Origin of the sequence: [Zimmermannella] faecalis ATCC 13722, from assembly GCF_000381765.1 — a bacterium.
GTDB lineage: Bacteria > Actinomycetota > Actinomycetes > Actinomycetales > Microbacteriaceae > Gulosibacter > Gulosibacter faecalis.
Genome location: NZ_KB907076.1, coordinates 179,725 through 203,885 on the forward strand (window position 1 = coordinate 179,725; position 24,161 = coordinate 203,885).

25 protein-coding genes and 3 tRNA genes are annotated in these 24,161 nt (G+C 69.9%); 11 read left to right on the top strand and 17 right to left on the bottom strand.

All coding sequences use genetic code 11. From position 1 onward, the window contains the following. Window positions 1-5 precede the first annotated feature (5 nt). Together G328_RS0105270 and proC are read right to left on the bottom strand one after the other, a co-directional pair. Window positions 6-1,463, bottom strand: a complete 1,458-nt coding sequence (locus tag G328_RS0105270) for a J domain-containing protein (RefSeq protein WP_019618300.1) — start codon at window positions 1,461-1,463, stop codon at window positions 6-8. Continuing rightward, window positions 1,463-2,311, bottom strand: coding sequence for a pyrroline-5-carboxylate reductase (gene proC / locus G328_RS0105275; protein ID WP_026339668.1), 849 nt, complete (start codon window positions 2,309-2,311; stop codon window positions 1,463-1,465). Before proC ends, G328_RS0105270 begins: the two co-directional genes overlap by 1 nt. A 60-nt stretch (window positions 2,312-2,371) precedes the next feature. On the opposite strand from proC, the gene G328_RS0105280 reads away from it, so the two are divergent. Then, entirely contained in the window at window positions 2,372-2,659 is a 288-nt protein-coding gene (locus G328_RS0105280) for a hypothetical protein (RefSeq protein WP_019618302.1), read from the top strand. A 17-nt stretch (window positions 2,660-2,676) separates the two neighbouring features. Here G328_RS0105280 and G328_RS0105285 read toward each other — a convergent pair whose 3' ends face one another. Further along, window positions 2,677-3,135 carry a nucleoside deaminase gene (locus G328_RS0105285; protein WP_019618303.1) on the bottom strand — a complete coding sequence of 153 codons (459 nt, stop codon included), beginning with the start codon at window positions 3,133-3,135 and terminating at the stop codon, window positions 2,677-2,679. Between the two features lie 49 nt (window positions 3,136-3,184). Between G328_RS0105285 and upp the strand changes: the two genes are divergently transcribed. Then, window positions 3,185-3,820 (top strand): uracil phosphoribosyltransferase, encoded by a 636-nt coding sequence (upp, locus tag G328_RS0105290; protein WP_019618304.1) that lies wholly within the window; start codon window positions 3,185-3,187, stop codon window positions 3,818-3,820. A 9-nt stretch (window positions 3,821-3,829) separates the two neighbouring features. Here upp and G328_RS0105295 read toward each other — a convergent pair whose 3' ends face one another. Then, a complete protein-coding gene (locus G328_RS0105295) occupies window positions 3,830-4,339 on the bottom strand; it encodes a hypothetical protein (RefSeq protein ID WP_019618305.1) in 510 nt (169 codons plus the stop codon). A 434-nt stretch (window positions 4,340-4,773) separates the two neighbouring features. On the opposite strand from G328_RS0105295, the gene G328_RS0105300 reads away from it, so the two are divergent. The 4 genes from G328_RS0105300 (at window position 4,774) to G328_RS0105315 (ending at window position 7,135) form a co-directional block, all read left to right on the top strand. Continuing rightward, entirely contained in the window at window positions 4,774-5,541 is a 768-nt protein-coding gene (locus tag G328_RS0105300) for a winged helix-turn-helix domain-containing protein (protein WP_019618306.1), read from the top strand. 74 nt (window positions 5,542-5,615) lie between these two features. Next, on the top strand, window positions 5,616-6,077 hold the full coding sequence (locus G328_RS0105305) for a MarR family winged helix-turn-helix transcriptional regulator (protein ID WP_051082848.1): 462 nt from the start codon (window positions 5,616-5,618) through the stop codon (window positions 6,075-6,077). Beyond that, on the top strand, window positions 6,074-6,409 hold the full coding sequence (locus G328_RS14340; protein ID WP_019618308.1) for an ArsR/SmtB family transcription factor: 336 nt from the start codon (window positions 6,074-6,076) through the stop codon (window positions 6,407-6,409). Before G328_RS0105305 ends, G328_RS14340 begins: the two co-directional genes overlap by 4 nt. A 24-nt stretch (window positions 6,410-6,433) precedes the next feature. Then, a complete protein-coding gene (locus G328_RS0105315) occupies window positions 6,434-7,135 on the top strand; it encodes an SDR family oxidoreductase (RefSeq protein ID WP_019618309.1) in 702 nt (233 codons plus the stop codon). Here the strand turns inward: G328_RS0105315 and G328_RS0105320 are convergent. After that, window positions 7,066-9,432, bottom strand: a complete 2,367-nt coding sequence (locus tag G328_RS0105320) for a YhgE/Pip domain-containing protein (RefSeq protein WP_019618310.1) — start codon at window positions 9,430-9,432, stop codon at window positions 7,066-7,068. The genes G328_RS0105315 and G328_RS0105320 overlap by 70 nt on opposite strands. Next, a complete protein-coding gene (locus G328_RS15755; RefSeq protein ID WP_019618311.1) occupies window positions 9,429-10,040 on the bottom strand; it encodes a TetR/AcrR family transcriptional regulator in 612 nt (203 codons plus the stop codon). The genes G328_RS0105320 and G328_RS15755 overlap by 4 nt, the downstream gene beginning before the upstream one ends. A 139-nt stretch (window positions 10,041-10,179) precedes the next feature. Here G328_RS15755 and G328_RS0105330 point away from each other — a divergent pair, with 139 nt between their 5' ends. Then, on the top strand, window positions 10,180-10,623 hold the full coding sequence (locus tag G328_RS0105330) for a PaaI family thioesterase (RefSeq protein WP_019618312.1): 444 nt from the start codon (window positions 10,180-10,182) through the stop codon (window positions 10,621-10,623). Window positions 10,624-10,767: 144 nt separating this feature from the next. Here G328_RS0105330 and G328_RS16460 read toward each other — a convergent pair whose 3' ends face one another. The 3 genes from G328_RS16460 to G328_RS0105345 all read right to left on the bottom strand — a co-directional run bounded on the left by G328_RS16460 (window position 10,768) and on the right by G328_RS0105345 (window position 11,500). Beyond that, a complete protein-coding gene (locus tag G328_RS16460; protein WP_019618313.1) occupies window positions 10,768-10,944 on the bottom strand; it encodes a hypothetical protein in 177 nt (58 codons plus the stop codon). Next, window positions 10,944-11,300 (bottom strand): DUF488 domain-containing protein, encoded by a 357-nt coding sequence (locus tag G328_RS0105340; RefSeq protein ID WP_019618314.1) that lies wholly within the window; start codon window positions 11,298-11,300, stop codon window positions 10,944-10,946. The genes G328_RS16460 and G328_RS0105340 overlap by 1 nt, the downstream gene beginning before the upstream one ends. Before the next feature lie 127 nt (window positions 11,301-11,427). Continuing rightward, window positions 11,428-11,500 (bottom strand) — tRNA-Arg (locus G328_RS0105345). Between the two features lie 92 nt (window positions 11,501-11,592). On the opposite strand from G328_RS0105345, the gene G328_RS0105350 reads away from it, so the two are divergent. Continuing rightward, complete coding sequence (locus tag G328_RS0105350) at window positions 11,593-12,846, top strand: MFS transporter (protein WP_019618315.1); 1,254 nt, start codon at window positions 11,593-11,595, stop codon at window positions 12,844-12,846. Here G328_RS0105350 and G328_RS0105355 read toward each other — a convergent pair. Beyond that, window positions 12,812-13,693 carry a LysR family transcriptional regulator ArgP gene (locus G328_RS0105355; protein ID WP_019618316.1) on the bottom strand — a complete coding sequence of 294 codons (882 nt, stop codon included), beginning with the start codon at window positions 13,691-13,693 and terminating at the stop codon, window positions 12,812-12,814. The genes G328_RS0105350 and G328_RS0105355 overlap by 35 nt on opposite strands. Window positions 13,694-13,767: 74 nt before the next feature. Between G328_RS0105355 and G328_RS0105360 the strand changes: the two genes are divergently transcribed. Further along, complete coding sequence (locus G328_RS0105360; protein ID WP_040904947.1) at window positions 13,768-14,403, top strand: LysE/ArgO family amino acid transporter; 636 nt, start codon at window positions 13,768-13,770, stop codon at window positions 14,401-14,403. A gap of 251 nt (window positions 14,404-14,654) precedes the next feature. On the opposite strand, the gene G328_RS0105365 is transcribed toward G328_RS0105360, so the two are convergent. From G328_RS0105365 to serS, 5 genes are all read right to left on the bottom strand, one after another. Next, window positions 14,655-14,745 (bottom strand) — tRNA-Ser (locus G328_RS0105365). Between the two features lie 57 nt (window positions 14,746-14,802). Continuing rightward, window positions 14,803-15,984: an LCP family protein gene (locus G328_RS0105370; RefSeq protein WP_019618318.1), complete on the bottom strand. Its 1,182-nt coding sequence runs from the start codon at window positions 15,982-15,984 to the stop codon at window positions 14,803-14,805. Between the two features lie 141 nt (window positions 15,985-16,125). Further along, a tRNA-Ser gene (locus G328_RS0105375) sits at window positions 16,126-16,210 on the bottom strand. Between the two features lie 25 nt (window positions 16,211-16,235). After that, the gene (locus tag G328_RS0105380; protein ID WP_019618319.1) at window positions 16,236-17,075 is read right to left on the bottom strand and encodes an HAD family hydrolase; all 840 of its coding nucleotides are present in this window, start codon (window positions 17,073-17,075) and stop codon (window positions 16,236-16,238) included. Continuing rightward, entirely contained in the window at window positions 17,072-18,334 is a 1,263-nt protein-coding gene (gene serS / locus G328_RS0105385) for a serine--tRNA ligase (RefSeq protein WP_026339671.1), read from the bottom strand. The genes G328_RS0105380 and serS overlap by 4 nt, the downstream gene beginning before the upstream one ends. 50 nt (window positions 18,335-18,384) lie before the next feature. Between serS and G328_RS0105390 the strand changes: the two genes are divergently transcribed. Beyond that, complete coding sequence (locus tag G328_RS0105390; RefSeq protein WP_019618321.1) at window positions 18,385-19,347, top strand: diacylglycerol/lipid kinase family protein; 963 nt, start codon at window positions 18,385-18,387, stop codon at window positions 19,345-19,347. A gap of 112 nt (window positions 19,348-19,459) precedes the next feature. Here G328_RS0105390 and pheA read toward each other — a convergent pair whose 3' ends face one another. Further along, complete coding sequence (gene pheA, locus G328_RS0105395; RefSeq protein ID WP_019618322.1) at window positions 19,460-20,386, bottom strand: prephenate dehydratase; 927 nt, start codon at window positions 20,384-20,386, stop codon at window positions 19,460-19,462. 87 nt (window positions 20,387-20,473) lie between these two features. On the opposite strand from pheA, the gene pgm reads away from it, so the two are divergent. After that, on the top strand, window positions 20,474-22,099 hold the full coding sequence (gene pgm / locus G328_RS0105400; protein ID WP_026339673.1) for a phosphoglucomutase (alpha-D-glucose-1,6-bisphosphate-dependent): 1,626 nt from the start codon (window positions 20,474-20,476) through the stop codon (window positions 22,097-22,099). 24 nt (window positions 22,100-22,123) lie between these two features. Here pgm and G328_RS0105405 read toward each other — a convergent pair whose 3' ends face one another. Next, complete coding sequence (locus G328_RS0105405) at window positions 22,124-24,136, bottom strand: zinc ribbon domain-containing protein (protein ID WP_154651523.1); 2,013 nt, start codon at window positions 24,134-24,136, stop codon at window positions 22,124-22,126. Between the last annotated feature and the right edge of the window lie 25 nt (window positions 24,137-24,161).

Genomic DNA, 24,161 nt, shown 5'->3' on the forward strand with positions numbered 1-24,161 from the left:
TTCGGCTAGCTCGGCTCGACGCGCAGCTCGAGCAGGTCGCGCAGCAGCAGGCGGTCGACCTGCTCGCCCTCGGCCGAGAGCCACTCGCCGACCTCGCGCAGCAGCGAGTCGGCGGTCGCGAGGCGCACGTGCTGCCACGTGCGCGAGTTGTCGACGGCGAAGTCGCCGGGACCGTCGGGCGCGACCGCGAGCCAGCCGCGCACCTGCGCGACCTCGGCGAAGGTCTCACTGAATCGGGCGACGCGGTGCGGGAACTCCTGCACCGGTACGGTGCCCGCCTCGCCGCCGCGCACGACGTGGCCGCGCGTGTCGATCGAGTAGGTGCCGGGGTGCCAGAGCCGGTCGTCGATGAGTGCGAGTCGGCGGCCGCAGAGCACGGCGTGCGAGATCGTCGAAACGCCCTCGTCGCCGTCGGGAAGCCGCAGGCTGTGCACGATGCGCACCCCGGGCATCCGCTCGAGGGCAGTGAGCGTCGGCCCGATCAGCTGCTCGGCGTACTGCCGGCGCACGGGGTTCATGCCGGGCAGCGAGTGGCGCAGGGCCGCGTCGCCGGGCGTGCCCCACTGGCGCGTGGTCGAGTCGACCGCCGGGGCCGACTCGTTCGCGATGTCGCAGAGCATCCGTTCGCGCACCATGCGCTGCGCCCGCCGCTCGAGGCCCCACCACGCGAGCAGCGCGAGGCCGACGCCGACGAGCGAGAGCGCGCCGTGGCTCACGTAGAGCGGCACGCGCTCGGTCTGCCCCTCGAAGATGCGGAACATTGCGAGCAGGAACGCGCCGGCCGCGTCGAGCGCGATGCCGGCGATGTTCACCCAGAACAGAATGCGCGCGAGCTGCAGCCGGGCGCCGAGCCAGCGCAGCACGATCCACACGACCGCGAGCGCGAGGAGCGCGTAGCTCGAGAGCCACCACGGCACGGCGAGATCGAGCAGCGTCTGCGCGAGGCAGACGCCGATCGCGCAGAGCAGGAACGGCACGACCGTGAGGAGCTCGCGCAGGTCGGGCCCGCGCACGACGGGCCGCTCGGGCGGCCACACCTCGGGGTGCGGGTGCCAGTTCGTGCGATACCAGCCCATGCGCCGGGCGTCGACCTTCGGCTTCGGCAGCCGGTCGAACGTGGGCACCTTGTCGGTGCCGGCGGCGGTGCTGTGCGTCGCGGGCCGCGGCGGCGCGGGGCGTGCCCGGCTCGCGCGCTGCTGCTGGCGCAGGCGCACGCCGTAGTCGCGGCGCACGGGTGCGACGCCGGTGAGCGCCGAGAGCCACGAGTCGTGTTCGGCGCGGCGGCGCGGGTTCGTGAGCACCTCGACCGCGAGGCGCACGCGCGTGAACTGCTGCGCCTCGCCCCCAAGGTCGGGGTGGGTCTCGCGCTGCCGCTGTCGGCCGGCACGGCGCAGCTCGGCGTCGGTCGCGTCGGGCTCGACGCCGAGAACGTCGTAGAGGTTTTCGGGAAACTTCGGGCTCATCAGGAGCCCGCGGCAAGTTCTTCGCTGCGGCGAACGTTCGAGCGCATCGCCTGCTCGAACGTGACGCCGAGGTCGGCGGCCTCGAGCACCTGAATCGCGCGCTCGGTCGTGCCCTTCGGGCTCGTCACCCGGCGGCGGAGCTCGGATGGCTCGACGTCGGGGTTCGCGTGCACGAGGCCGATCGCGCCACGGAACGTCTGCACGACAAACTCGTGCGCCTGATCCTCGGGCATGCCGATGCGGATCGCCGCCGCGATCATCTGCTCGATGAGATAGAAGACGTACGCGGGCCCCGAGCCCGACACCGCGGCGACGTCGGCGATCTGCGCCTCGTCGACCTCGGCGACGATACCGACGGCCTCGAAGATCGCCCGCGCGAAGCCCATGGCCTCGTCGTCGGCTGCAGTGCCCGCGGCGATGCCGGTCGCGCCGATGCCAATCGCGGCCGGCGTGTTCGGCATCGCGCGCACGACGCGCACGCCCTCGGCGAGCTTCGCCTCCATCGCGGCGATCGTGATGCCGGCCGCGACCGAGATGACAACGGTGCCGGGTGCGATCGCGTCGCCGACCTCGTCGAGCAGGTCGGCGATCATGTGAGGCTTCACGCCGAGCAGCACGATGCCCGCTCCGCGCACGGCGTTGCGGCTCGCCTCGGCGTCGGTCTCGACCGCCGTCGCCACGATGCGGTCGTCGTCGAACCGGTCGGCCGACGCCTGCGAGCGCGTCGTGACCCGCACGGGCAGCTCGGTGAGCGCATCCGAGGCGAGGAGTCCGTCGAGCACCGCACCGGTCATGTTGCCGGCACCGAGGATTGCGAGCGTTGGCAGCGTTGGCAAGGAGTCAGTCACAGTTGATGAGTCTATTCTGGTCGCAAACCGCTTGGTCGCATATTCGAGGAGATGCCGATAATGACGTCGAACGCCGAAGAGACTGTTCGCCTGCAGCTGCTGCAAAGCACCTACGTGAACGAAGTGCTCAAGGTCGCCATCGACGCCGAAGAGCGAGTCGTCGGGGTGCAGTTCTGCCTCGCGAACCTCACCGACCTCGGCGCCCTGCCGCCGCTGTTCGCGCAGCTGCGCGCCGACATCAAGCTCGCGCTGCCGACCGTCGAGCACGTGTTCCTCGAGCCCGACGTCACCGAGCGCCGCGCCGAAGAGGTGCCGACCGAGAACGTCGTCATTCGCGGCTGGGACTAACGCTCGCCCAGGCAGCCCTACCGGTCGGCGAAGAAGTCCGTGAGCGGGGCCGCACACTCGGCCTCGAGCACGCTCCCGACCACCTCGGTGCGAATCGGCAGCCGACCGTCGCGCAGCAGGTCGTAGACCGACCCCGCGGCCCCCGCCTTCGCATCCCACGCCCCGAACACGACGCGCGCGACCCGCGCCGTGAGCGCGGCGCCCGCGCACATGACGCACGGCTCGAGCGTCGTCACGAGGGTCGCTCCGTCGAGCCGCGACGTTCCGAGTTCGCGGGCCGCCTGCCGCAGCGCGACGATCTCGGCGTGACCGGTCGGGTCGTGCTCCGCCTCGCGGCGGTTTCGGCCACGACCGCGGATACGCCCGGTCGCGTCGAGCACGACGGCTCCGATCGGCACGTCGCCGGTCTCGCGCGCCGCGTGCGCCTCGACCAGCGCGATTCGCATCGCCCGCTCGTACTCCTCGGGCACGCGCATCCGGCACCTCCCAGCACAGCGTCGACGTTTCGCTCGCTACGCTAGCGGCATGGAGTTGCACGTCGCGAACCACCCGCTGATCGACCACAAAATGACGCTGCTGCGCGACAAGCGCACGCCGTCGCCAGCGTTTCGCGAACTCGTCGCCGAGCTCGTGAATCTGCTGAGCTACGAGGCGACGCGCGGGCTCCGCGTCGAGCCCGTCGAGTACGACACCCCGGTTGCGGGCGCGACCGGGTCAAAGGTGACCGAGCCGCTGCCGCTCGCCGTGCCGATTATTCGCGCGGGCCTCGGCATGCTCGACGGGTTCCTCAAGCTCATGCCGTACTGCGAGGTCGGGTTCATCGGCATGCGCCGGAACGAAGAGACCCTCGAGCCCGAGACCTACGCGAAGCGGCTGCCCGAAGACCTCGCCGACCGCCAGTGCTACGTGCTCGACCCGATGCTCGCGACCGGTGGCTCGCTCGCCGCGACCGTGCAGTTCCTGCTCGAGGCCGGCGCGACCGACGTCACGGCGATCTGCCTCGTCGCCGCCCCCGAGGGTGTCGAGAAGATGCGTGAAGACTTCGCGGATGCGAACGTGCGCGTGGTCGTCGCGGCGCTCGACGAGGGGCTCAACGAGCACGGCTTCATCGTGCCGGGCCTCGGCGACGCGGGCGACCGCCTCTACGGCGTCGTCGACTAGGCGCGAGACCTACCGGGCCGCGCCCGCGGGCGGCGACAGCGGCTCGACGTCCGAGCCGACGTCGTGCACGAGGTAGTCGATCTGCTCGTGCACGTAGCCGATGCCCTTGAGGTCGCGGTGCCACTGCGCGCTCGCCTCGGCGAGCGCCTCGCGCACCTCGGCGGGCCACTGCCCGGCAAGCGGCGCCAACGCCACCTCGAGCCGGGTGAAGGTTGCGGCGAGGTCGACATCGTCGGTGTCGGCGATCGCCGGGGCGAGCGGGCGGCGCGCGTCGGCGGGCGCGAAGGGCAGCATCCGCTCTTTCAGGTCGGCGAGGGATGCGGCGAGTGAGGCGGCGAGCTCGGTCCAGCTCGTCGTGAGCGCCTGAAACTCCACCGCCGTCGGCGAATCGAAGCCGCTGCGGGGAATCCCCTCGAGGTCACCACGAATGAGGTCGAGCTGCCCCACGATCTCGGCGCGGGCGGCACTCACAATTTGTACAGCGTCAGCCACGGCGCGGCCGCTCGCAACCTCGTGCATAACTCACCTTCGTGTAGGAATTTGCCGGTCCCCCAGGATTTCCCGCAATCTGGCTTGAGTATACGAATCTGACCTCGACCCGAGTGGCACGTGACAAAGATTCACCCCGGAGTCGCACCCCGACCGCGCACACCCGCGCGCCAGCGGTGCCAGCTACGACTTTCGACGGATCTTTCTTGGCCTGGGTCGATCCGTTTGCCGCCGAGCCCTTGACTTTGCTTGAACGCGCAAACAAACTTAATGACATGACTGCAAATGACGTCCGCCCTGTGTCCGCCCCTCGGGTGGCAGGTCGCTCCGGCATGATGGCCGGCTGCGTGGCGTGCTGTCGAATGTGCCGCTAACCGCATCCTCCCGCGCAATTCCGCGCATCCAGCCCGAATCTCGGGCGCCGTCTAGCTCGCACTGACCGCATTTGCCAAAGGACCACTTTCATGTCGAACATCGCCCACTTCTCGCGACCGAACCACACGCACGCGCACACCCCCGCAGCCCCCGCGGCCGACCTCAAGGCCGTGCCGGCCGCGTATCCCGCCGCTCGCCCCTCAACCACCGAGGCGCCGAGCACCGTGCAGCCCGTCGCTCCCGCTCCCGAGACCCGCGGCTTCGCCCTCTACGTCGGCCTCGACGCCGAGACCGCGGCCGCTGACGGCGTCACCCTCACCGAGCTCGTCACCGCCCTGCGTGGCGTGCTCGCCGAGCGCGCCCCCTCGGCCGGCAGCTACGCCTCGGTCGCGTTCGCTCCCGCCGGCGCCCCCGGCTCGAACATCGACCTCGTTCGCCTCGCCCTGCAGGAGCCTGGCGCCGTGCGCGAGCAGCGCGCCGCCCGGCAGGAAGAGGAGCGTGCCGAAGAGGCGAAGCGCGCCGAGGCGAAGGTCGTCATCGACACCTCCCGCAAGCGCGTGCTCGTGCACGGTGAGAACGTCGAGTTCACGTACAAGGAGTTCGAGCTGCTGCAGGCGCTCGTGCTGCGCGAGGGCCGCACCGTCGGCCGCGAAGAGATCATCGACGTGCTCTGGCGCGAATCGCACGAGGAGCGCCCGCACGAGCGCACGATCGACGTGCACGTTCGCCGCCTGCGCCAGCGACTTGGCGAGTACGCCGACGTCGTGCGCACCGTGCGCGGCATCGGCTACCGCTTCGACCGGCACGCCGACGTGCGCATCCTCCACTCGCTCGCGCCGTCGCCCGACCGCCTCTAGGCCGCGCCACGCACCGACCGGTTTGCCGGTCGACGTGCCGGTGATTTTGCACGCACACGCATAGACTCGGTCGCGTGAATCAGCCAACCCCTCGAGCAACCCCGTCGGTGAAGCCGAGCGACGCGTGGGAGGCACTCTTCCGCGCGCAGGTGTCGATCATGCGCGACCTGCGGCGCGAGTTCACCGACGTCGGAATGTCGATGAACGAGTACGACGTGCTCTTCAACACGTACCGCGCGCCCGAGCACCGCATCCGCCTACGCGAACTCAACTCGTCGGTGCTCATCACGCAGTCGTCGGTGTCGCGGCTCGTCGACCGGCTCGTCGCCCGCGGCTTCATGGTGAAGCTCGAGGACGAGCTCGACGCCCGCGGCACCGTCGTCGAGCTCACGCCCGAGGGCGTGCACGCGTTCCGCGCCGCCGCCGTCGTGCACACCGAGAACATCAACTCGCGCGTGGGCAGCGTGCTCACCGCCGAAGAACTTGGGCAGCTGCGGGCGATCTGCACGAAGCTGCGTGAGTGCGCGCCCGAATGAGCCCCCGCGCATTCGAACCCACGGCGTGGCCGGGCGGCGAGGGCGAGCCCCTCGGCCGGGCCGCCGCCCGCACCCTCGCCGCGACGCTCGGGGCGATCGCCGACCCGACCCGGCTGCGCATCCTCTCGCTGCTCGCGGCGCACGAGCCGCGACCCACGACCGTGACCGAGCTCGTCGACGAGCTCGACCTCTCTCAGGCGACCGTCTCGCACCACCTCAAGCAGCTGCTCGAGGCGGGGCTCATCGACGTCACGCGCTCGGGCAACTGGAACCTCTACCGCGCCGACGCCGACGCGTACCGCGGGCTGCTGCGGCGGCTCGACCCGAGCTAGGCACCTCGACAACCAGGAGGCACCATGCCGAACAACCAGCCCATCGCCCTCGTGACCGGCGCGACGAGCGGCATCGGCACCGCGATCGTGCGCGAGCTCGCGACGACCCACCGCATCGTCGCCCTCGGGCGCGATGAGGCGCGACTCGCGGGCGTCGAGGCGGAGACGCGCCTCGCGGTCGACCTGCGCGACTCCGCGGCATTCGCGCCGGGCGGGGCCGTCGCCGAACTCGTCGCCTCGCTCCCCCGGCTCGACGCCCTCGTGCACTCGGCCGCGGTCGGCACGCCGGGCGCCTTCGACGAGGCCGACGCCGACGAGTGGCACCGCCAGTTCGACACAAACGTCATCGCGCCGGCGCTGCTCACCCGCCTCGCGCTGCCGCTCCTGCGCGCATCCCAGGGCACGGTCGTGTTCCTCGGCTCGGGGGTTTCGGTGCGGCCCGCCCAGCAGATGTCGGTGTACACCGCGACGAAGCACGCGCTCAAGGGCCTCGCCGACTCGCTGCGGCTCGAGGAGTCGGGCGCCGGGGTGCGCGTCACGACGATCATGCCCGGGCAGGTGGATACGCCGATGCAGGTCGAGCTGCAGGCCGGCCTCGGGAACCCGTACGCCCCCGAGCGGTACCTGCGGCCCGAGTCGGTCGCCGGTGCCGTGCGCTACGCGGTCGCCGCGCCCGCCGACGCGCTCGTGACCGACCTCTCGATTCGCCCGCGCTCCGCCGGCTGACGCCGACGTTGCACCGCCACCGCGGCGACGAGCAGCACGAGCGCACCAACGAGCCAGATCGCGAGGTACCAGACCGCCGTATCCACTCGGATCGTGCTGCCCGCGATGAGCGCGCGGAACGCCTCGACGGTGTGCGAGATCGGCAACCACGGGTGGAGCGTCTGGAACAGCTGCGGCGTGGTCTGCACCGGATACGTCGCGCCTGCGGCCGAGAGCTGCAGCACGATCATCACGAGCGCGAGGTAGCGGCCGGGAGGGCCGAGCAGGGCGACAAGCGCCTGGTTGATGACGACGAACGTGATGCTCGCGAAGAAGACGAGCGCGATGAGCGGGCCCGCGAGGGCGTAGTTCACGCCGACCCAGAAGTGCAGCACAAGCAGCATGAGCGTACTCTGCACGAGGCCCATGATGGCGCCCGGCACGACGCTCCGAAGCGCGTCGAGCAGGAGCGAGCCGGTGCCGCAGGCCCGGGCGAGCGGGTCTTTCATCATGAAGTACGCCATGCCGCCAACCCAGAGCGCGAGCGACATGAAGTACGGCGCCATGCCCTCGGCATTGTGTTCGACCGCGTGCTCGCGGGTCGCGTCAAGCGTCACGGGCTCGCCCGCGACGGCCGCGAGCCGCTCAGACTCGGCGTCGGTGTAGCTCGGCACCTCGTCGGTGCCCGATTCGAGGCCGCTCGTGAGCTCGTCGCTGCCGTCGTAGAGCTGCGCGAGGCCGTCGCTGAGCGAGGTGGATCCCGAAGCGGCCTGCTGGGCGCCCTCGTCGAGCTCCGACGCACCCGAGGCGATCTGCCCGGCACCGTCGGCGAGGGTCGCGGCGCCCGCCGCGAGGTCGCCCGCACCCGTGGCGAGCTCGCCCGTCTTCTCGGCGAGGGTCGCGGCGCCGCTCGCAAGGTCTTGCGTGCCGTCGGCGAGATCGTCGGCGCCCGAGGCGAGGTCGGCGGTGCCCGCCGCGAGCGTCGCGGCCCCGTCGGCCGCCGTCGCGGCGCCCGACTCGAGATCGCCGGCGCCGGTCGCAACCTGCTGCGCGCCGGTGTTCAGCGCGTTCACCTGCGTGACGAGGTCGCTGCCGCTGCCGAGCCCCTCGAGCGCGCTGAGGTCGATGCCTTCGAGGCCGCTCACCGCATCCGATACCCCGCCGTGCACGTTCTCGGCGTTGCCCGCGATGGTCTCGAGGGCCGCGAGGCGCTCTTCGTCGGTGAGCGTCGCCCAGTTGTCGCGCAGGTCGCCGAGGCCCGTCACGACCGCCTCAGCGTCGTCGGTGATCGCTTCGTTATTCGTGACCGCCTCGACCGAGTCGCGCACCGCCTCGACCGCGTCGGCGGCGGCATTCACGGCATCGGCGAGCTGCTGCGTACCAGCCGCCACCTGTTCGGCACCGTCGGCGAGGTCGCCCGCACCCGTCTCGAGGCTCGCGGTGCCGTCGGCGAGCTGCTGCGCGCCGTCGTTCGCGTCGTTCGCGCCCGACGCGAGCTGCTGCATCCCGTTGTTCACCGTCGCCGCGCCATCGGCGAGCGTGCCCGCGCCCGTGTCGAGCTGCGAGGCGCCGTTCGCGAGCGTGTTCGCACCGGTCTGCGCGGTGGATGCGCCGGTCGCGAGCTCGTCGGTCGCGGCGGCAAGCTCGCCCGTGCCGCTCACGAGCGTCTCGAGTCCAACCTCGAGGTCGTTCGCGCCCGAGCCCGCGTCGGCGAGGCCGTCGGTCACCTGGCTCGAGCCGTCGCTCGCCTCCGAAAGCTGGTCGTGCACGTTGGTGAAGCCCGCGTAGATGTTCTGGAGGTACTCGTCGGAGACCTCTGCCTTGAGCTCGTCGGCGACGACGGTGCCGATCTGGTTCGCGATCGTGCCGGCGAACATGCTCGTCGCGTCGTTCGTTTGAATGCGCAGCTTCGCCTGCTGCGGGTCGTCGCCCGCGACCGACGTCGTGTTGCTCGAGAAGTCCTCGGGAATCGTGAGCACGGCGAGCACGTCGCCCTCGACGAGCGCGGCCTGCGCCTCGTCGGCCGGCATTTCCTGCCACGTGAAGTTCGACTCGTCGTCGCTATCGACGAGCCGGTCGGTGAGCTCGGCGCCGATGTTGACCGTGGTGTCGTTCGCGCTCGCCGGCTCGTCTTCGTTCACGACGGCCGCGGGGATGTTGTGCAGATTGCCCTGCGGATCGCTGAACGAGCTCGTGAGCAGGCCTGAGTAGATCATCGGCACGGTCGCGAGGCCGAGCAGAATGATGAGGCCGCGGATGCGGTTCGCGCGAGTCTTCGACTTCGCGTGCTTGGCGGTGTCGTTCGCTTGTGTGGTCATACGAGATCAGGTGTTCCTGCCCCGGCACCCGAGGCGTCGATGATGTTTGCGGTGAGCCGACGCACGGTCGGCTCAAGTTCGTTATCGCCGGTCTGGTCGCCCGCGAGCCACGTGATGACGCGCCAGGTGACGCCCGCCGCGAGGAACTCGGCGCGGGCGCGGGCCTCTGGCTCGTCGACGCCCGCGCGCAGGGCCGTACGGATCGGCGATTCGCCGACGAACGCGTCGGCGAGATACCGCACGATGTCGGCGAACACCGGCACGGCGGCTGGGCCGTGCAGCACCGGGAGGTAGACCGCCCGGTCGTGCTGCAGCTCGCCGAGCAGCGAGGCGAGCCGCGCGTGCATGAAGCGGGTGCCGGTGAGCTCGTCGCTCAGCTGCGGCGCGTGCGCGAACAGCTCACGCAGTCGCTCGAGGGCGGCGGCGCGGATCAGGTCGGGCACGTCGGCGAAGTGCTGGTAGAAGGTCGGGCGGCTCACGCCCGCGACCTTGACGATGTCGGTGATCGTGGGCGCCGTGCGGCCCTCCTGGAACGAAGTCCAGAGTGCCGCGAGCAGCGCGTCGCGGGAGCGGGCCGCGCGTGGGTCGAGAAGTGGTGCCGAGTTCACTCGCACTAGTTTACATCCGTAAGAGAGAGGCGCAAGGGGTGTTTGCTCGGTTCATCGGGCGGGTTCGGTACCCTGGCAGCGTGTGATGACACGGCTCAGCAACGACGCAGCCCAGGCTTGACGCGATCAGGAGACTCCGATGACCGAATTTTCCGAGATGACCGGGCTCGAGCAGGTCGAACACCTCTCCCGCAAGGGCGACGACTTCGCGCCGATCGCGCAGCACTTCGGTATGCGCATCCGCTCGTATTCCGAGGGCGATGTTGAGTTCGGCGGCGTGCCCGACGCCTCGCACTACAACCCGATCGGCACCGTGCACGGCGGCTTCGCGGCGACGCTGCTCGACTCGGCATGCGGCTGCGCGGTGCACACGTCACTCCGGCCGGGCCAGGCCTACACGACCCTCGAGATCAAGGTGAACTACCTGCGCACGATCACCGCCGAGACCGGCGAGGTCGTCGTGCACGGCTGGGTCACGAAGTCGGGCTCGCGCGCCGCATTCGCCGAGGCCGACCTGCGGGATGCCGACGGCCGCCTGCTCGCGACCGCGACCAGCACCTGCGCCGTGTTTGCGACCTGCTGAGGCGCGTATCCGCTCTCGCCGTGGTCTTGCTGTGTCGCTGGTGTTGGAGTCACTCAGCGCGCCACTGGCGCCGCTAACGACAATTGGCGCCGTCAGGACGGCGCCAGTTGTCGTTGCGAGCGCCACTAATTAGACGGCTGACGTTCACTCGCGCTCGTCGTGCGTTTCGACGGGCACCTGCTCGGGCGACTTGCCGCAGCGCCAGCAGGCGTCGCGACGGTTCTGCAGCATCGCGCCGCAGTCGAGGCACAGCAGGTGTGCCCAGCAGACGGGGTCGCCGCCGATGGTCTCGTCAGAGTCGGGAAGCGAGCGGTCGGGCATCAGTCGCCCTTGAGGTAGTCGCGCAGCACGACGGCATGGTTGATCTTCTCGTCGCGCGCGGCGTAGAGCAGCGTGGTGGTCGGATGCTCATCGACGATCTCGCGGAGTTGGTCGACCGCGTCGTTGTCGTCGAGCTCGGCCCGGTAGCGCTCGGCAAACTCGTCGAGGCGGTCGGGGTCGTGGTTCCACCAGGTGCGGAGGTCGGGGCTCGGGGCGACGTCTTTCAGCCATTCGTCGAGCTTCGCGTCGGCCTTCTTCTCACCCCGCGGCCAGAGCCGGTCGACGAGCACGCGGTAGCCGTCGGCCTTCGCGGGGTCGTCGTAGATGCGCTTGAGCTTGATCGTGGACTTCGACATTGCCAACCTCCCGACAACGCTGACAGGTACCCCGAATTCTACGCGCCGCAGGAAAACCAGAAACGACCCGCCGGAGCGGGCCGTTCAGTTCTGTCTCCACACAGAAAATTGATCCCGAAGGGATCTGCGCGCCTGGAGGGACTCGAACCCCCAACCTTCTGATCCGTAGTCAGATGCTCTATCCATTGAGCTACAGGCGCACGTCGCCGTGGCGACTGAGCTAGCTTAGCTCAAGATCGCGCGCCGTTCAACTCAGCACGGCACGCCCTCGCCGAGGGGTAACTTTGAGGGCGTGACAACATCTGCCGGGTTCTCAGCGACGGGCTCGACGTGGATCGGTCACCGGCGCGGCAGCGGCGGATACACGCTGATTCAGCTCGCGATGTTCATCGCCGGCGTCGCCACGTTCGCACAGCTCTACGCGCCGCAGGCCGTGCTTCCGCAGATCGCGACGTCGTTCGGCGTGAGCACCGCATCCTCGTCGCTCATGATCTCGGCGGGAACGCTCGGGCTCGCGGCGGCGGTGATTCCGTGGTCGCTCGTCGCCGACCGCATCGGCCGCAAGCGCGCGATGTCGATCGCGATCGTCGCGGCGACCGTGCTCGCGTTCGTCACGCTCGCGATGCCGACGTTCGAGCTCGCAATTCTCGTGCGGTTCTTCGAGGGATGCGCGCTCGGCGGCGTGCCAGCGGTCGCGATGGCGTACCTCAACGAAGAAGTGCACAAGGCCGACTCAGCGGCCGCCGTCGGCACGTTTATCGCGGGGAACACGATCGGTGGCCTCACGGGCCGCATCGTCTCGGGCCCACTCACCGAGGTCACCGGCTCGTGGCAGCTCGGCGTCCTCACGGTCGCGATCATCTCAGCCATCGCATCCGTGCTGTTCATCGTGCTCGCGCCGCGACCGAGCGGGTTCCTGCCGATCGGCCGCGAGGCGAGCATCCGCGAGTCAATCGTGACGACCACGCGCAACTCATGGCGGCACCTGCACGACCCCGTGCTGCTCGCGATCTTCGTGCAGCCGTTCCTGCTCATGGGCGGGTTCGTCGCGATCTACAACTACCTCGGGTTCACGCTCAGCGCCCCGCCCTACCTGCTCCCCGTGTGGCTCACGTCGCTCGTGTTCGTCGCCTACCTCGCGGGCTCGGTGTCGTCGCCGATCGCCGGGCGCCTCGCGGGCAAGTACGGCCGCAAGCGCGTCATGGTGGTGTGCGACGTGCTCGCGATCGCGTCGCTGCTGCTCATGCTCATCCCCCACCTCGTCGCGATCATCGGCGGCCTCGTGCTCATGACCGCGACGTTCTTCGGCTCACACTCGACCGCGTCGGGCTGGGCCGGGGCCTGGCCGAAGCAGGGGCGCGCGCAGTCGACGGCGCTCTATAACTTTCTCTACTACGTGGGGTCGAGCGTGTTCGGGTTCGCCGGCGGGTTCGTGTTTCAGCACTGGGGCTGGGATGCGCTCGTCTGGTCGGTCGCGGGGCTGTTCGCCCTCGGCCTGCTGATCGCGCTGTTCACGCTGCCGGCGAAGCCCCGGGCGTCGGCGTGAGATAGAGGTGCCGAGCGGCCGCCTCGAACAGCGCCTCGGAGGCGCGCTCGAGCGCCCGCGTGCCGAGCGCCCAGCTGTGCCAGTAGAGCGGCACGTCGATCGCGGTGTCGAGGAACGGCGCGACCCCGCCGCTGAGCTGCAGCTCGGGCACCATGCCCCAGCCGTATCCCTGCTCGACCGCGACGACGAACTCCCCCGACCCCGGCACGCGATGCCGGGGCGGGCGCGCGTCGATTCCGAGTCGGCGCAGCAGGTCGTGCTGGAGCCCGTCGTCTTCGTCGTACTGCACGAGTGGCGCCTCCGCGAGTGCCGCGACCGGGTCCTTGGCGAACCAGTGCGCGGCGAAGTCGGGCGACGCGACCGGCAGGTACCGCATCGCGCCGAGCGGGCGCAGCGTGCAGCCCTGCACCGGGGTCGAGTCAGAGCTGATCGCCGCGATGACCGTTCCCGCCCGCAGCAGCTCGACGGTCTGCGACTGATCGCCGCGGTGAAAGTCGAAGCGCACGTCGGGCGCGAGCGGCCCGAGCGCCGGGAGCACCCACGTGACGAGCGAGTCGGAGTTCACCGCGATGGGGAGGGATGCGCCGCCCTCGTCGCGCAGCTCGGCCTCGGCGTCATCGACGAGCGTCGCGAGCTGCCGCGCGAGCCGCAGCAGCGTGAGCCCGTGCTCGGTGGGGCGCACGGGCCTCGCCCGCACGAGCAGTACGCGGCCGGCGGCCTGCTCGAGGGCGCGGATGCGCTGACTCACGGCCGACGCTGTGACGTGGAGGCGCTCGGCGGCCGCATCAAACGAGCCGAGGTCGACGACGGCGGCGAGGGCCTGGAGGCGGGCGGGATCGAGTTCCATAAGTGCTGCTAAGGCTACGAAAGAATTCTGATTATGACTTAGGCGCGGGCGTTTTTAGGCTGAAGTGCGTGCTCATGAATCAGGGATCGTTCGGCGTCGCGCTCGCCGGCTTCGGCTTCAGTCTCTCGCTCATCATCGCGATCGGCGTGCAGAACGCGTTCGTGCTGCGGCAGGGCATTCGCCGCGAACACGTGCTGCCAATCGTGCTGTTCTGCGCGGTGTCCGACGCGACGCTGATCTCGGCGGGCATCTTCGGGCTCGGACAGCTGCTCGAGCTCGTGCCGTGGCTCATGTCGGTCGTGCGCTGGGCGGGCGTCGCGTTCCTCGTGGCGTACGCGCTCTTCGCGGTGCGGCGCGCGATGAAGCCCGAGGCGCTGATTCCCGACGATGCTGGCGCATCCGCACCCTCGCTGCGCTCGACGATGCTCGCAATCGCCGCCATCACCTGGCTCAACCCGCACGTCTACCTCGACACGGTGGTGCTCATGGGGTCGGTCGCGAACTCGTACCACGCCGACCGGTGGATATTCGGGCTCGGCGCCGCGTCAGCGAGCCTCGTGTGGTTCTTTGCGCTCGGGTACGGGGCGCGCTGGCTGCGACCGATCTTCCGCAAGCCGAGCGCGTGGCGCGTGCTCGACCTCGTGATCGCCGCGACGATGCTCGCGATCGCCGCATCCCTCGCCTTCGCCGACCCGACGGCCGGGCACTAGTGGTTTCGGCAGCGACACCCGGCCACCATCCACGCCAACTGACGGCAATTTGCGGCAATTTCAACGGAATCGTTGCGAATTGCCGTCAGTCAGCGGAGGTGGTGCGGATGCCTAGGGCGGATGCGCGCGGTGCGGGCATGGCCGCGGCACGCGGACACGGAGGGATTTGAACCCCGCGACGCGCCAGCGTTGCGTTGCAAAAGTCCACTCCACCAGGGAAAACGTCAGGCGCCCCGGAGGGGCGCCATACGCGGACACGGAGGGATTTGAACCCTCGGTCCCCCTATTGAGGGACTCCACCTTAGCAGGGTGGTGCACTCGGCCTGACTATGCGACGTGTCCAGACTGACCAAGGATACACGATCAGCGAGGCCCCGCCAGAACCGGCATGAGGCACCGCTAGAACAGTGTGTCGGTGTTCGAGCAGGTCTGCTGGTCGGCGGTCTGCCCGTCGAAGGTCGGGGTCGTGACGGGCGCATCCGTTGACCCGGTGCCGTCGTCGGTCGCACCGGTGCCATCATCGGTCGCGCCTGAGCCATCGTCGGTTGCGCCGGGCGTCGTCGCGTCGGGCGACGTCGTGCCGGAGTCGTCGGTCGCTCCGGAGCCGCCGTCGGCCGCATCCGGGTCGGCCGCTTGGATGAGCGGTTGGTCGTCTTGCAGCAGCTGCCACATGACGTCGGCGTCGGCGGTCGGCTCGACGCGTCCCGGAGACCAGGTCGAGTCGGCGACGGGGAGCCGCACGAAGCCCATCGCCTCGTTCGGCACGCTCGCGAGCGCGGTCGCGAGGCTCACGAGGGTGTCGACGCTGTTCATGTTGCTCGAGAGCGTCATGTTCTGCGTCGCCGCGCGCGCAATGCCGTAGAGCTTCGTCGGGTTCGTCAGCGTCTCGTTGCTCTTCACGGTGCGGAACAGCGCCGAGAGGAACACCTGCTGGTTCGTGATGCGCGAAAGGTCGGAACCATCGCCGACGCCGTGCCGGGTACGGAGGAACTTCAGCGCATCCTCCCCCTGCAGCGAGTGGGTGCCGGCGTCGAGGCTGAGCCCGACGTAGGAGTCTTCGATGGGTTGCTCGACGCACACGTCGACGCCGCCGACCGCGTTCGACATCTCGATGACGCCACGGAACGTGATCATCGCCGCGAACTGAATGTCGAGCCCGCTCATCTCCTCGACCGTCGAGACGATGCAGCCCATGCCGCCGTCTTCGAGAATCGAGTTCATCATGACGCCGTAGCCCTCCGAGACCTGCTGGCCCTCGTCGTTCGTGCACTGCGGCGTATCCACGATCGTGTCGCGCGGAATCGACACGAGTGACGCGTGCGAGTGATCCTCCGAGAGGTGGAAGAGCATGTTCACGTCGTTGAGCGTGCCCTCTGCCTCGGCCGTGCCCTCGCCGAACTCCTCGCCCTGGCCGACACGCGTATCACTGCCGACGATGAGGATGTTCACGCCGCCCTCGAACGTGTCGAGCTCGGGGTCGGAGTTGTCTTCGAGCTCGAACGTGCTCACGTTGCCGAGCAGGTTCCAGTACACGATCGTGCCGAACGTGAGCATCGAGACGAGCAGCACGACGGCGGCCATGCCAATACCCTTACCGACCGATCCCCACGACGTGGTGACGGCGAGTCGGCCGTGCCGCGCTTGCGTCCCGCTGGGCGCAATAGTGCGGTGCGTTGAGTGGTTAGGCAAGCACGGACTCCAAGGTGGCGGGGTGGGATTGCGCGGAGGGCGTGGGATTCGAACCCACGGGACATTGCTGCCCACTGGTTTTCAAGACCAGCTCCTTAGGCCGCTCGGACAGCCCTCCTTGCCGGCAACGATTCGATAACGAATCAGCCGGGCTGCGAAATATCGTAGCCGACCTTCGCGAGCGCCTTCGCGAGTCCGTCATGGTAAAAGTCGCTTGTGAGGTCGCTCGACGCGTCAATCACCTGCTGCGGGGCGTTGCCCATCGCGAAGCTGCGTCCCCCACCATCGCGCGCCCACTCGAGCATCTGAATGTCGTTGAACCCGTCGCCCGCGACGACGACATTCTCACGGGCGATACCCAGCGAAGCGCGCACCTTCTCGAGTGCCGTCGCCTTATTCACGCCCTCGGGCGCGATGTCGAGCCACGCCGACCAGCCGACCGAGTACGTCACCTGGTGCAGCCCCGACCCGCGCACCTGCGCGACGAACTCCTCGACCGAGTGGTCGGGCGAGACGACGACGAGGCGCGTGACGGGCTCCCCGAGCAGGTCTTCGAACCGCACCTCGCGGCCCTGCGCCTCGAAGCTGCCGTCGGGAAAACTCCCCGAGTAGCGGTAGACCCCGTCGGGCCCCTCGACCGCGAACCGCGCGTTCTGCAGCACGGGGCGGAGGCGGATGAGCGCATCGGTCGGGTCGAACGTTTCGATCCACTTGGGCGAGTAGTCGGCGTTCGTCGGCGGCGTCGCCTCCTCGTCACGGGCGAGCACCATCGCGCCGTTCGCCGAGACGAGGTACCGCGAGTCGAGACCGAGCCGCTCGCGCACCGGCAGCATGTCGGCCGCCGAGCGCCCCGTCGCGAGCATCACCTCGTGGCCCTGCTCCCGCAGACGCGCGACCTCGTCGCGGGTCGACTGCGGAATCTCGCCATCGACGTCGAGAATCGTGCCGTCGATGTCGAGGGCGACGAGGAGGCGATCGGTCATGCGATCGGCTCCAACACCTCGAGCCCGCCGAGGTACGGCCGCAGCGCCTCGGGAACCGTCACCGAGCCATCCGCCCGCTGGTGCGTCTCGAGAATCGCGACGAGCCAACGCGTCGTCGCGATCGTGCCGTTCAGCGTCGCGACCGGGCGCGTCTTGCCATCCTCGCCCCGCGCGCGGATGCTGAGGCGGCGCGCCTGGTACGTCGTGCAGTTCGAGGTCGACGTGAGCTCGCGGTACGCATCCTGCGTCGGCACCCACGCCTCAACGTCGTACTTGCGCGCGGCCGACGAGCCGAGGTCGCCCGCCGCGGTGTCGATCACGCGGTAGTGGAGGCCGAGCGCGCGCATCATCTCTTCCTGCCAGCCGAGCATCCGCTCGTGCTCCGCCTGCGCCTCTTCGGGGCGCGTGAACACGAACATCTCGGCCTTGTTGAACTGGTGGACGCGAATAATGCCCCGCGTATCCTTGCCCGCCGAGCCCGCCTCGCGGCGGTAGCAGGTCGACCAGCCGACGTAGCGCAGCGGCTCGTCGACGTCGATGATCTCGTCGGCGTGATAGCCCGCGAGCGCGACCTCGCTCGTGCCCGTGAGATAGAGGTCGTCGGCCGGAAGGTAATAGATCTCGTCGGCGTGCTCGCCAAGGAACCCCGTGCCGCGCATGATCTCGGGCTTCACGAGCGTCGGCGGCGTCACCATCGTGAAACCGTTCTCGAGCGCCTTGTTCAGGCCGAGCTGCATGACCGCGAGCTCGAGCCGGGCGCCGATGCCGCGCAGGTAGCTAAACCGCGCGCCCGACACCTTCGCGCCGCGCGGCATGTCGATCGCGCCGAGCAGCTCGCCGAGCTCGAGGTGGTCGCGCGGGGTGAAGTCGAACTCGGGCTTCACGCCCTCGGTGCGCAGCACCGTGAAGTCGTCTTCGCCACCCGCCGGCACGTCGTCGAGCACAACGTTCTCGATCTTCGACACGGCCTCGTCGAATGCCGCGTCGGCCTCGTTCGCGCGAGCCTGCGCATCCTTCACCTGGGCCGAGAGTTCCTGCACCGCGGCGAGCAGCGCTGGGCGGTCATCCTTCGATGCCTTGCCGATCTCCTTCGAGCGCGAGTTCTGCTCGGCCCGCAGCGTCTCGTAGCGCTGCAGTGCCTCGCGGCGGGCCGAGTCGGCCGCGAGCGCCGCGTCGACCGTCGCCGGGTCATTACCGCGCGCCCGCTGCGAACGCTTGACCACATCGGGGGTGTCTCTCAGAAGCTGAACATCGATCACGCTGCCATGCTATCGACCTCGGGATACGCGCGCCGCCTAGGCTTACAGGTATGAGCATGCCCCGCGCCGCGATCATCGCGAATCCCGTGAAGATCGACATTCCCCAGCTTCGGCAGCTGCTACCCGCACTCGAGAAGGCGCACGGCTACGGCGAGACCCGCGTGTTCGAAACCACGGCGGAGTCGCCCGGCGCCGAACAGGCGCAAGAGGCGCTCGACGAGGGGTTCGCACTCATCGTCGCCGCAGGTGGCGACGGCACCGTGCGGCTCGTCGCCGACACGCTCGCGGGCACCGACGTGCCGCTCGGCATCATCCCCGCCGGCACCGGCAACCTGCTCGCGCGCAACCTCGGGCTCGCCGACAACCGCATCCGAGTGTTTGAGGTTGAGGATGCGCTCGAGGTCGCGTTCGGCGGCCGCGACCGGCGCATCGACCTCGGCGAAGTCGAGGTCGACCGCCCCGACGGCTCGCGCGAGCGGCTGCGGTTCGGCGTGATCGCAGGGCTCGGCATCGATGCCGGCATGATCGAGCACACCGACGAAGACCTCAAGGCGAAGATCGGCTGGCTCGCCTACGGCGGCGGCATCGCGAAGTGGCTGCTCGGCTCGGGCGCCTTCAGCGCGCGCTACAAGCTCGCGGGCGGGCGCACGTGGGGCACCCGCGCGTCGAGCATCATGATCGGCAACTCGGGGAGCCTCCCCGGCGGCCTCAACCTGCTGCCCGATGCCGACATCGCCGACGGTCTCATCGACATGGTGATCATGCGGCCGCGAGGGCCCCTCGGCTGGGCGATGGTCGCGGCCGGTGTCGTCGCCCGCAACCTTCCCGGTGTGCGGCCGCACGGCCTCCACGCGCTCAACTACTTCCAGGCGAAGGAGATTCGTCTGCGCATCGACTCGGCGCCGCAAGACTTCGAGCTCGACGGCGACACCGCCGGCAAGATCGTCGCGCTGCGGGCGCACACGCTCCCGGGCGCGCTCGTCGCGCGCGTTCCGGCGACCGGCGCGGCGTAGGGCTGCGCCGGCGCGGGCGCCCGCAACGACAATCGGCACTGCCAGCGACAAGTGGCGCCGTTACCACCGCGCCAGTTGTCGCTGTCGGCGCCACTCGGCACCGCGCCGCAACTTAGCGCTCGAGCGAGTCGAGCCAGGAACGCGCGGCGGCGTAGTTTTCGTCGCTCGCGGCGGGGTCTTCGGCGACGGGCGACGCGGATGCGCGCGGGTACGACCCGAGGAACTTCACCGACGGGCTGTAGCGGCGCAGGCCGAGCAGCGCATCCTCGACGCGGGCGTCGTGCAGGTGGCCGTCGAGATCGACGACGAAGCGGTAGCGCCCCGGCTGCTCGGGGATCGGCCGCGACGTGATCATCGAGAGGTTGATGCCGCGGGTCGCGAACTGCTCGAGCATCGTCATGAGCCCGCCCGGGCGCTCTTCGGGTAGCTCGACGATGACCGAGGTCTTGTCTCGGCCGGTGCGCGGCGGCACGTCGGTGCGGGTCGTGACGAGCGCGAAGCGGGTGCGCGCCGAGTCGTTGTCTTGGATGTCCTGTGCGAGCACCTCGAGGTCGAACCGCTCCTCGATGTTCACGGGCGTGATCGCGGCATCGACAAGGTCGGGGCGATCGAGCATGATCTCGGCGCTCGCGATGTTGCTCGCGGCCGCGACGTGGCCGTGGCCGGGCAGCACGCGGTGCAGCCAGCGTCGGCACTGGCCGTAGGCGACCGGATGCGCGGCAACGTTCCGCACTTCCTCCAGCTTCGTGCCCTGCCGCACGGCGAGGGCGAAGCGCACGGGCACGACGTACTCGCCGGCGATGCGGAGCCCGTCGATCGTCGCGAGCGCATCCTGCGAGGCGGTCACGCCGCCCTCGATCGAGTTCTCGACGGCGATCATCGCCGCGACCGACGTGCCGGTCTGCACATCCATGAGTGCCTCGAGCACGTTCGACACGGGCTTCCAGGTCTTGCCGGCGGCCTCGGGGGCGAGGCGGAGTGCCATCTCGGTGAAGGTGCCCGCGGGCCCCAGGTACGAAATCGTCTCGGCATCGCTCATGCCACGAGCCTATTGCCTCGCGCCTGGTTCGCGTGCCGCGCGCGAATTTTTCACGCGATCGCCGTCGAGGCCTGCCAAGATAGCAACATGCATGAGCGCGCAGGCACAGTAGCCCTCCCCGAAGACCTCATCGACGTCGACGACCTCATCGGCGCCTACTATCGCGGGGTTCCCGACATTTCGGATGCGGCGCAGCGCGTCGCGTTCGGCACGTCGGGCCACCGCGGTTCGAGCCTGAACAATGCGTTTAATGAGACGCACATTCTCGCGATCACGCAGGCGATCGTCGAGTACCGCGCGGGACAGGGCATCACCGGCCCGCTGTTCATCGGGCGCGACACGCACGCGCTGAGCCGCCCCGCTGAGGAGACGGCGCTCGACGTGCTCGCGGCGAACGAGGTGGCGGTGCTCGCCGACTCGAACGACTCGTGGGTGCCGACGCCGGCGCTGTCGCGCGCGATCGTCGCGTACAACGCCGACCCGGCGCACGCCGACGCGCTCGCCGACGGCATCATCATCACGCCGAGCCACAACCCTCCGCAGGACGGCGGCTTCAAGTACAACCCGCCGCACGGCGGCCCGGCCGACACCGACGCGACGAAGTGGATCGAAGACCGCGCGAACGAGCTCATCGCGCAGGGCAACGCGGGCGTGCAGCGCGTGAACTCTGACGGCAAGATCGGCCGCTACGACTTCCGCACCGAGTACGTGAACGACCTCGCGAAGGTGATCGACTTCGAGGCGATCCAGCGCTCGGGCGTGCGCATCGGCGCTGACCCGCTCGGCGGCTCGAGCGTCGAGTACTGGCAGGCGATCGCCGAGACGTACGGCATCGACCTCACGGTGGTGAACCCGAACGTCGACCCGCGCTGGCCGTTCATGACGCTCGACTGGGACGGCAAGATTCGCATGGATCCGTCGTCGCCGAGTGCGATGGCGTCGGTGCTCGCGCACCGTGACGACTACGACGTGCTCACGGGCAATGACGCCGATGCCGACCGCCATGGCATCGTGACGCCCGACCACGGGCTCATGAACCCGAACCACTACCTCGCGGTGGCGATCGAGTACCTCGTGGGCCACCGCCCGCACTGGCCGAGCGACGCCGCGATCGGCAAGACGCTCGTCTCGAGCTCGATGATCGACCGCGTCGTGGCCGGCCTCGGCGCCCGCCTCACCGAGGTGCCGGTCGGGTTCAAGTGGTTTGTGCCGGGCCTCAGCGACGGCACGGTGCTGTTCGGTGGCGAAGAGTCGGCCGGTGCGTCGTTCCTCACGCGCGACGGCAGCACGTGGACAACCGACAAGGACGGCATTCTGCTCGCGCTGCTCGCGGCCGAGATCATCGCGGTCACGGGCCGCACCCCGTCGCAGCTGTACCGCGACCTCACCGCGAAGTACGGCGACCCGGCCTACCAGCGCGTCGACGCGCCGGCGACGCCCGAGCAGAAGGCGACGCTGAAGCAGCTTTCGGGGGATGCGGTGGCCGCGACCGAGCTCGCGGGCGAGCCGATCACGGCGAAGCTCACCGAGGCGCCCGGCAACGGGGCGGCCATCGGTGGCCTCAAGGTGACGACCGAGAACGCCTGGTTCGCGGCGCGCCCGAGCGGCACCGAGAACGTCTACAAGATCTACGCGGAGTCGTTCAAGGGCGCCGACCACCTCGCCCAGGTGCAGGCCGAGGCGAAGCGCATCGTCGACGCCGCGATGGCGTAGCGCCGTGGGCGCCGGTGGGCTGAGCTAGCCGACCGGCGCCACCTCGGGTTGCGCCGGGTCGGCGACGTCGCCCGTCACGTTGATGCCGGCGCTGTACTCGAGTGAGAACCCGTCGCCGTCGCCGTTGTCGCACGAGACACCGGTCGAGTAGTTGATCGAGCAGGTGTACGGGCCGGCCGTGATCGGGGTGTCGTACTCGAGCGCCTGACCGCCGCCGAAGCCGCCGGTGAGGCACGGATACGTCACGCCGTCGGTGGTGACCCCGACCGACGCTCCCGAGTAGAGGCCGTTCTGGCACATCTCGGCGGGGGCGGCGAAGTTGGTCGCCGTGAGCTGGCAGGCGACGCCCGTTTCGGTCGTGATCTGGCAGCGGATGTTCCCCGACCCCGACTGGAACGTGACGGGGTCGAACGCCTCGACGGTCGGCTCGGCCGTCTCGGTCTCGTCGGTGCCGCCGCCACCGAGGTCGCCCCCGATGCTCGGGGCCCCGGTCGATTCGGCCGGCGTCGTCTCCTGCCCCTGCGTTTCGCCGTCGGCGACGGGCGCCTCGTCGTTGCCGCCAAACAGGGCGTTGATGCCGAGCGCGCCGAGCACGAGCACGACCGCGGCGGCGGCCGCGAGCAGGATCGTCATGACGCCCTTGCGGCGTCGCTGCACCTCGTCGGCCGAGTAGCGCGGCGGCTCGTCGCCTCCCGAGCCGCCCTGGCCTGAACCTGTCTGGCCCGAGCCACCCTGGCCCGAGCTCGGCGGCGGCGGCACGCTCGCGCCGGCGCCGACGGTTGCGGCGCGTTCGGCCGCGCGGCGGTCGGATGCGCGCCAGTCGCGGTGCGACGCGGGCGACTCCTGTTCGTTCCGTGCCTGCTGGTTGGGCGCGTCGAACTCGCCCATGAGGTTGTCGAAGGTGAGCTCGCGGTCGGCGGGGTCTTCGGCCTGCTGGCGAGGCTGGGCCTGCTGGCTGGGCTCGGGTTGCTGCGGCGGTGCGGACGGTTCGGGCGCCTGCTGCGCCGCGAGCGGCGGGAGGGCCGGCATCGCGGTGTTGTCGGGCTCGGTGACCTCGGTCGGTTCTTCGGCCTCGACCGGCTCGATGCGCTCAGGCTCGGCCTGCGGCTGCGGCTGCTCCGCGAAGAAGGCGTTCGCGCGCTCCTGCTCGGCCCGTGCGGCCTCGTCGACCTCGGGTTCCGGCAGCGGCGCGAACTCGGGCTGCTCATCGCGCGGCGGGGCGAACTCGGAGCGCGGCTGCGCCGCGCCCTCGTCGGCCCGTGCATCCTCCTGCACGTATCGCGGCGACTCGATGGGGCGGTCGGCCGGGTCGTCGGGCAGGCCCTCGATGAGCTGCGTGAACGTCGCTTCGTCGGCAACACGGCGGCGCTCGGGGTCGATCTGCCACGTCGCCGCGGCGCGCGCACGCTCTTCCTCGGCCTGCGCATCCGCCTGCCGCTGCGCCTCATCCTGCTGCGCCTGCGACTCCTGCTGCTGGGCCTCGCGCCCGCTCGACATCGCCTGCTGAATCTCGTCGAGCGACATCTGCCGGGTGCGCGGCTCGACGGGCTCGCCGGCCTCGTTGAACGGTGCCGCGGGCGGGGCCGACTGCTGCGGCTCGGCCTGCTTCGGCGCGGGCGCGGGGGTCGCGGTCGACTCATCGACCCGGTTCGCGAACAGCGGCGGCACCTGGCCGGTCTCAGACGGGCGCACATCTTCGATGGGCCCGGTCGAGAACACGTTCGGGTTGAAGCGCCGACGCGACCGACGCGTGGGCAGCTCGCCCGCATCGGCCGAGGGCTCGACTCCGGCCGCCGACTTCGGCCGGTACTGGCTGAAGAAGTCGTCGTCGCCATCGCCGTACGTGTCGTCGGCCGCACCGACCGCGAACGGGTCGGGCGCACCGCCGCCCGGGCGGTGCATTACCGAGTTGCGGTCTGCCGCGTCGCCTCGCTGCGACGCCGCCTGCTGGCTGCCCACTCGGCTGCCGCACTCACCGCAGAACCGCTGCCCCGGATTGACGCTGGCTCCACACACGGAGCAGGTCATGTTGCTCATGTCGCCTCCCTGCGCCAAATTTACC

Coding starts and splice junctions, on each gene's coding strand:
- G328_RS0105270 (WP_019618300.1), bottom strand. CDS start 1,463: ATGAGCCCGAAGTTTCCCGAAAACCTCTACGACGTTCTCGGCGTCGAG.
- G328_RS0105280 (WP_019618302.1), top strand. CDS start 2,372: ATGACGTCGAACGCCGAAGAGACTGTTCGCCTGCAGCTGCTGCAAAGC.
- G328_RS0105285 (WP_019618303.1), bottom strand. CDS start 3,135: ATGCGCGTGCCCGAGGAGTACGAGCGGGCGATGCGAATCGCGCTGGTC.
- upp (WP_019618304.1), top strand. CDS start 3,185: ATGGAGTTGCACGTCGCGAACCACCCGCTGATCGACCACAAAATGACG.
- G328_RS0105295 (WP_019618305.1), bottom strand. CDS start 4,339: ATGCACGAGGTTGCGAGCGGCCGCGCCGTGGCTGACGCTGTACAAATT.
- G328_RS0105300 (WP_019618306.1), top strand. CDS start 4,774: ATGTCGAACATCGCCCACTTCTCGCGACCGAACCACACGCACGCGCAC.
- G328_RS14340 (WP_019618308.1), top strand. CDS start 6,074: ATGAGCCCCCGCGCATTCGAACCCACGGCGTGGCCGGGCGGCGAGGGC.
- G328_RS0105315 (WP_019618309.1), top strand. CDS start 6,434: ATGCCGAACAACCAGCCCATCGCCCTCGTGACCGGCGCGACGAGCGGC.
- G328_RS0105320 (WP_019618310.1), bottom strand. CDS start 9,432: ATGACCACACAAGCGAACGACACCGCCAAGCACGCGAAGTCGAAGACT.
- G328_RS0105330 (WP_019618312.1), top strand. CDS start 10,180: ATGACCGAATTTTCCGAGATGACCGGGCTCGAGCAGGTCGAACACCTC.
- G328_RS16460 (WP_019618313.1), bottom strand. CDS start 10,944: ATGCCCGACCGCTCGCTTCCCGACTCTGACGAGACCATCGGCGGCGAC.
- G328_RS0105340 (WP_019618314.1), bottom strand. CDS start 11,300: ATGTCGAAGTCCACGATCAAGCTCAAGCGCATCTACGACGACCCCGCG.
- G328_RS0105355 (WP_019618316.1), bottom strand. CDS start 13,693: ATGGAACTCGATCCCGCCCGCCTCCAGGCCCTCGCCGCCGTCGTCGAC.
- G328_RS0105360 (WP_040904947.1), top strand. CDS start 13,768: ATGAATCAGGGATCGTTCGGCGTCGCGCTCGCCGGCTTCGGCTTCAGT.
- G328_RS0105370 (WP_019618318.1), bottom strand. CDS start 15,984: ATGGCCGCCGTCGTGCTGCTCGTCTCGATGCTCACGTTCGGCACGATC.
- G328_RS0105380 (WP_019618319.1), bottom strand. CDS start 17,075: ATGACCGATCGCCTCCTCGTCGCCCTCGACATCGACGGCACGATTCTC.
- G328_RS0105390 (WP_019618321.1), top strand. CDS start 18,385: ATGAGCATGCCCCGCGCCGCGATCATCGCGAATCCCGTGAAGATCGAC.
- pheA (WP_019618322.1), bottom strand. CDS start 20,386: ATGAGCGATGCCGAGACGATTTCGTACCTGGGGCCCGCGGGCACCTTC.
- pgm (WP_026339673.1), top strand. CDS start 20,474: ATGCATGAGCGCGCAGGCACAGTAGCCCTCCCCGAAGACCTCATCGAC.
- G328_RS0105405 (WP_154651523.1), bottom strand. CDS start 24,136: ATGAGCAACATGACCTGCTCCGTGTGTGGAGCCAGCGTCAATCCGGGG.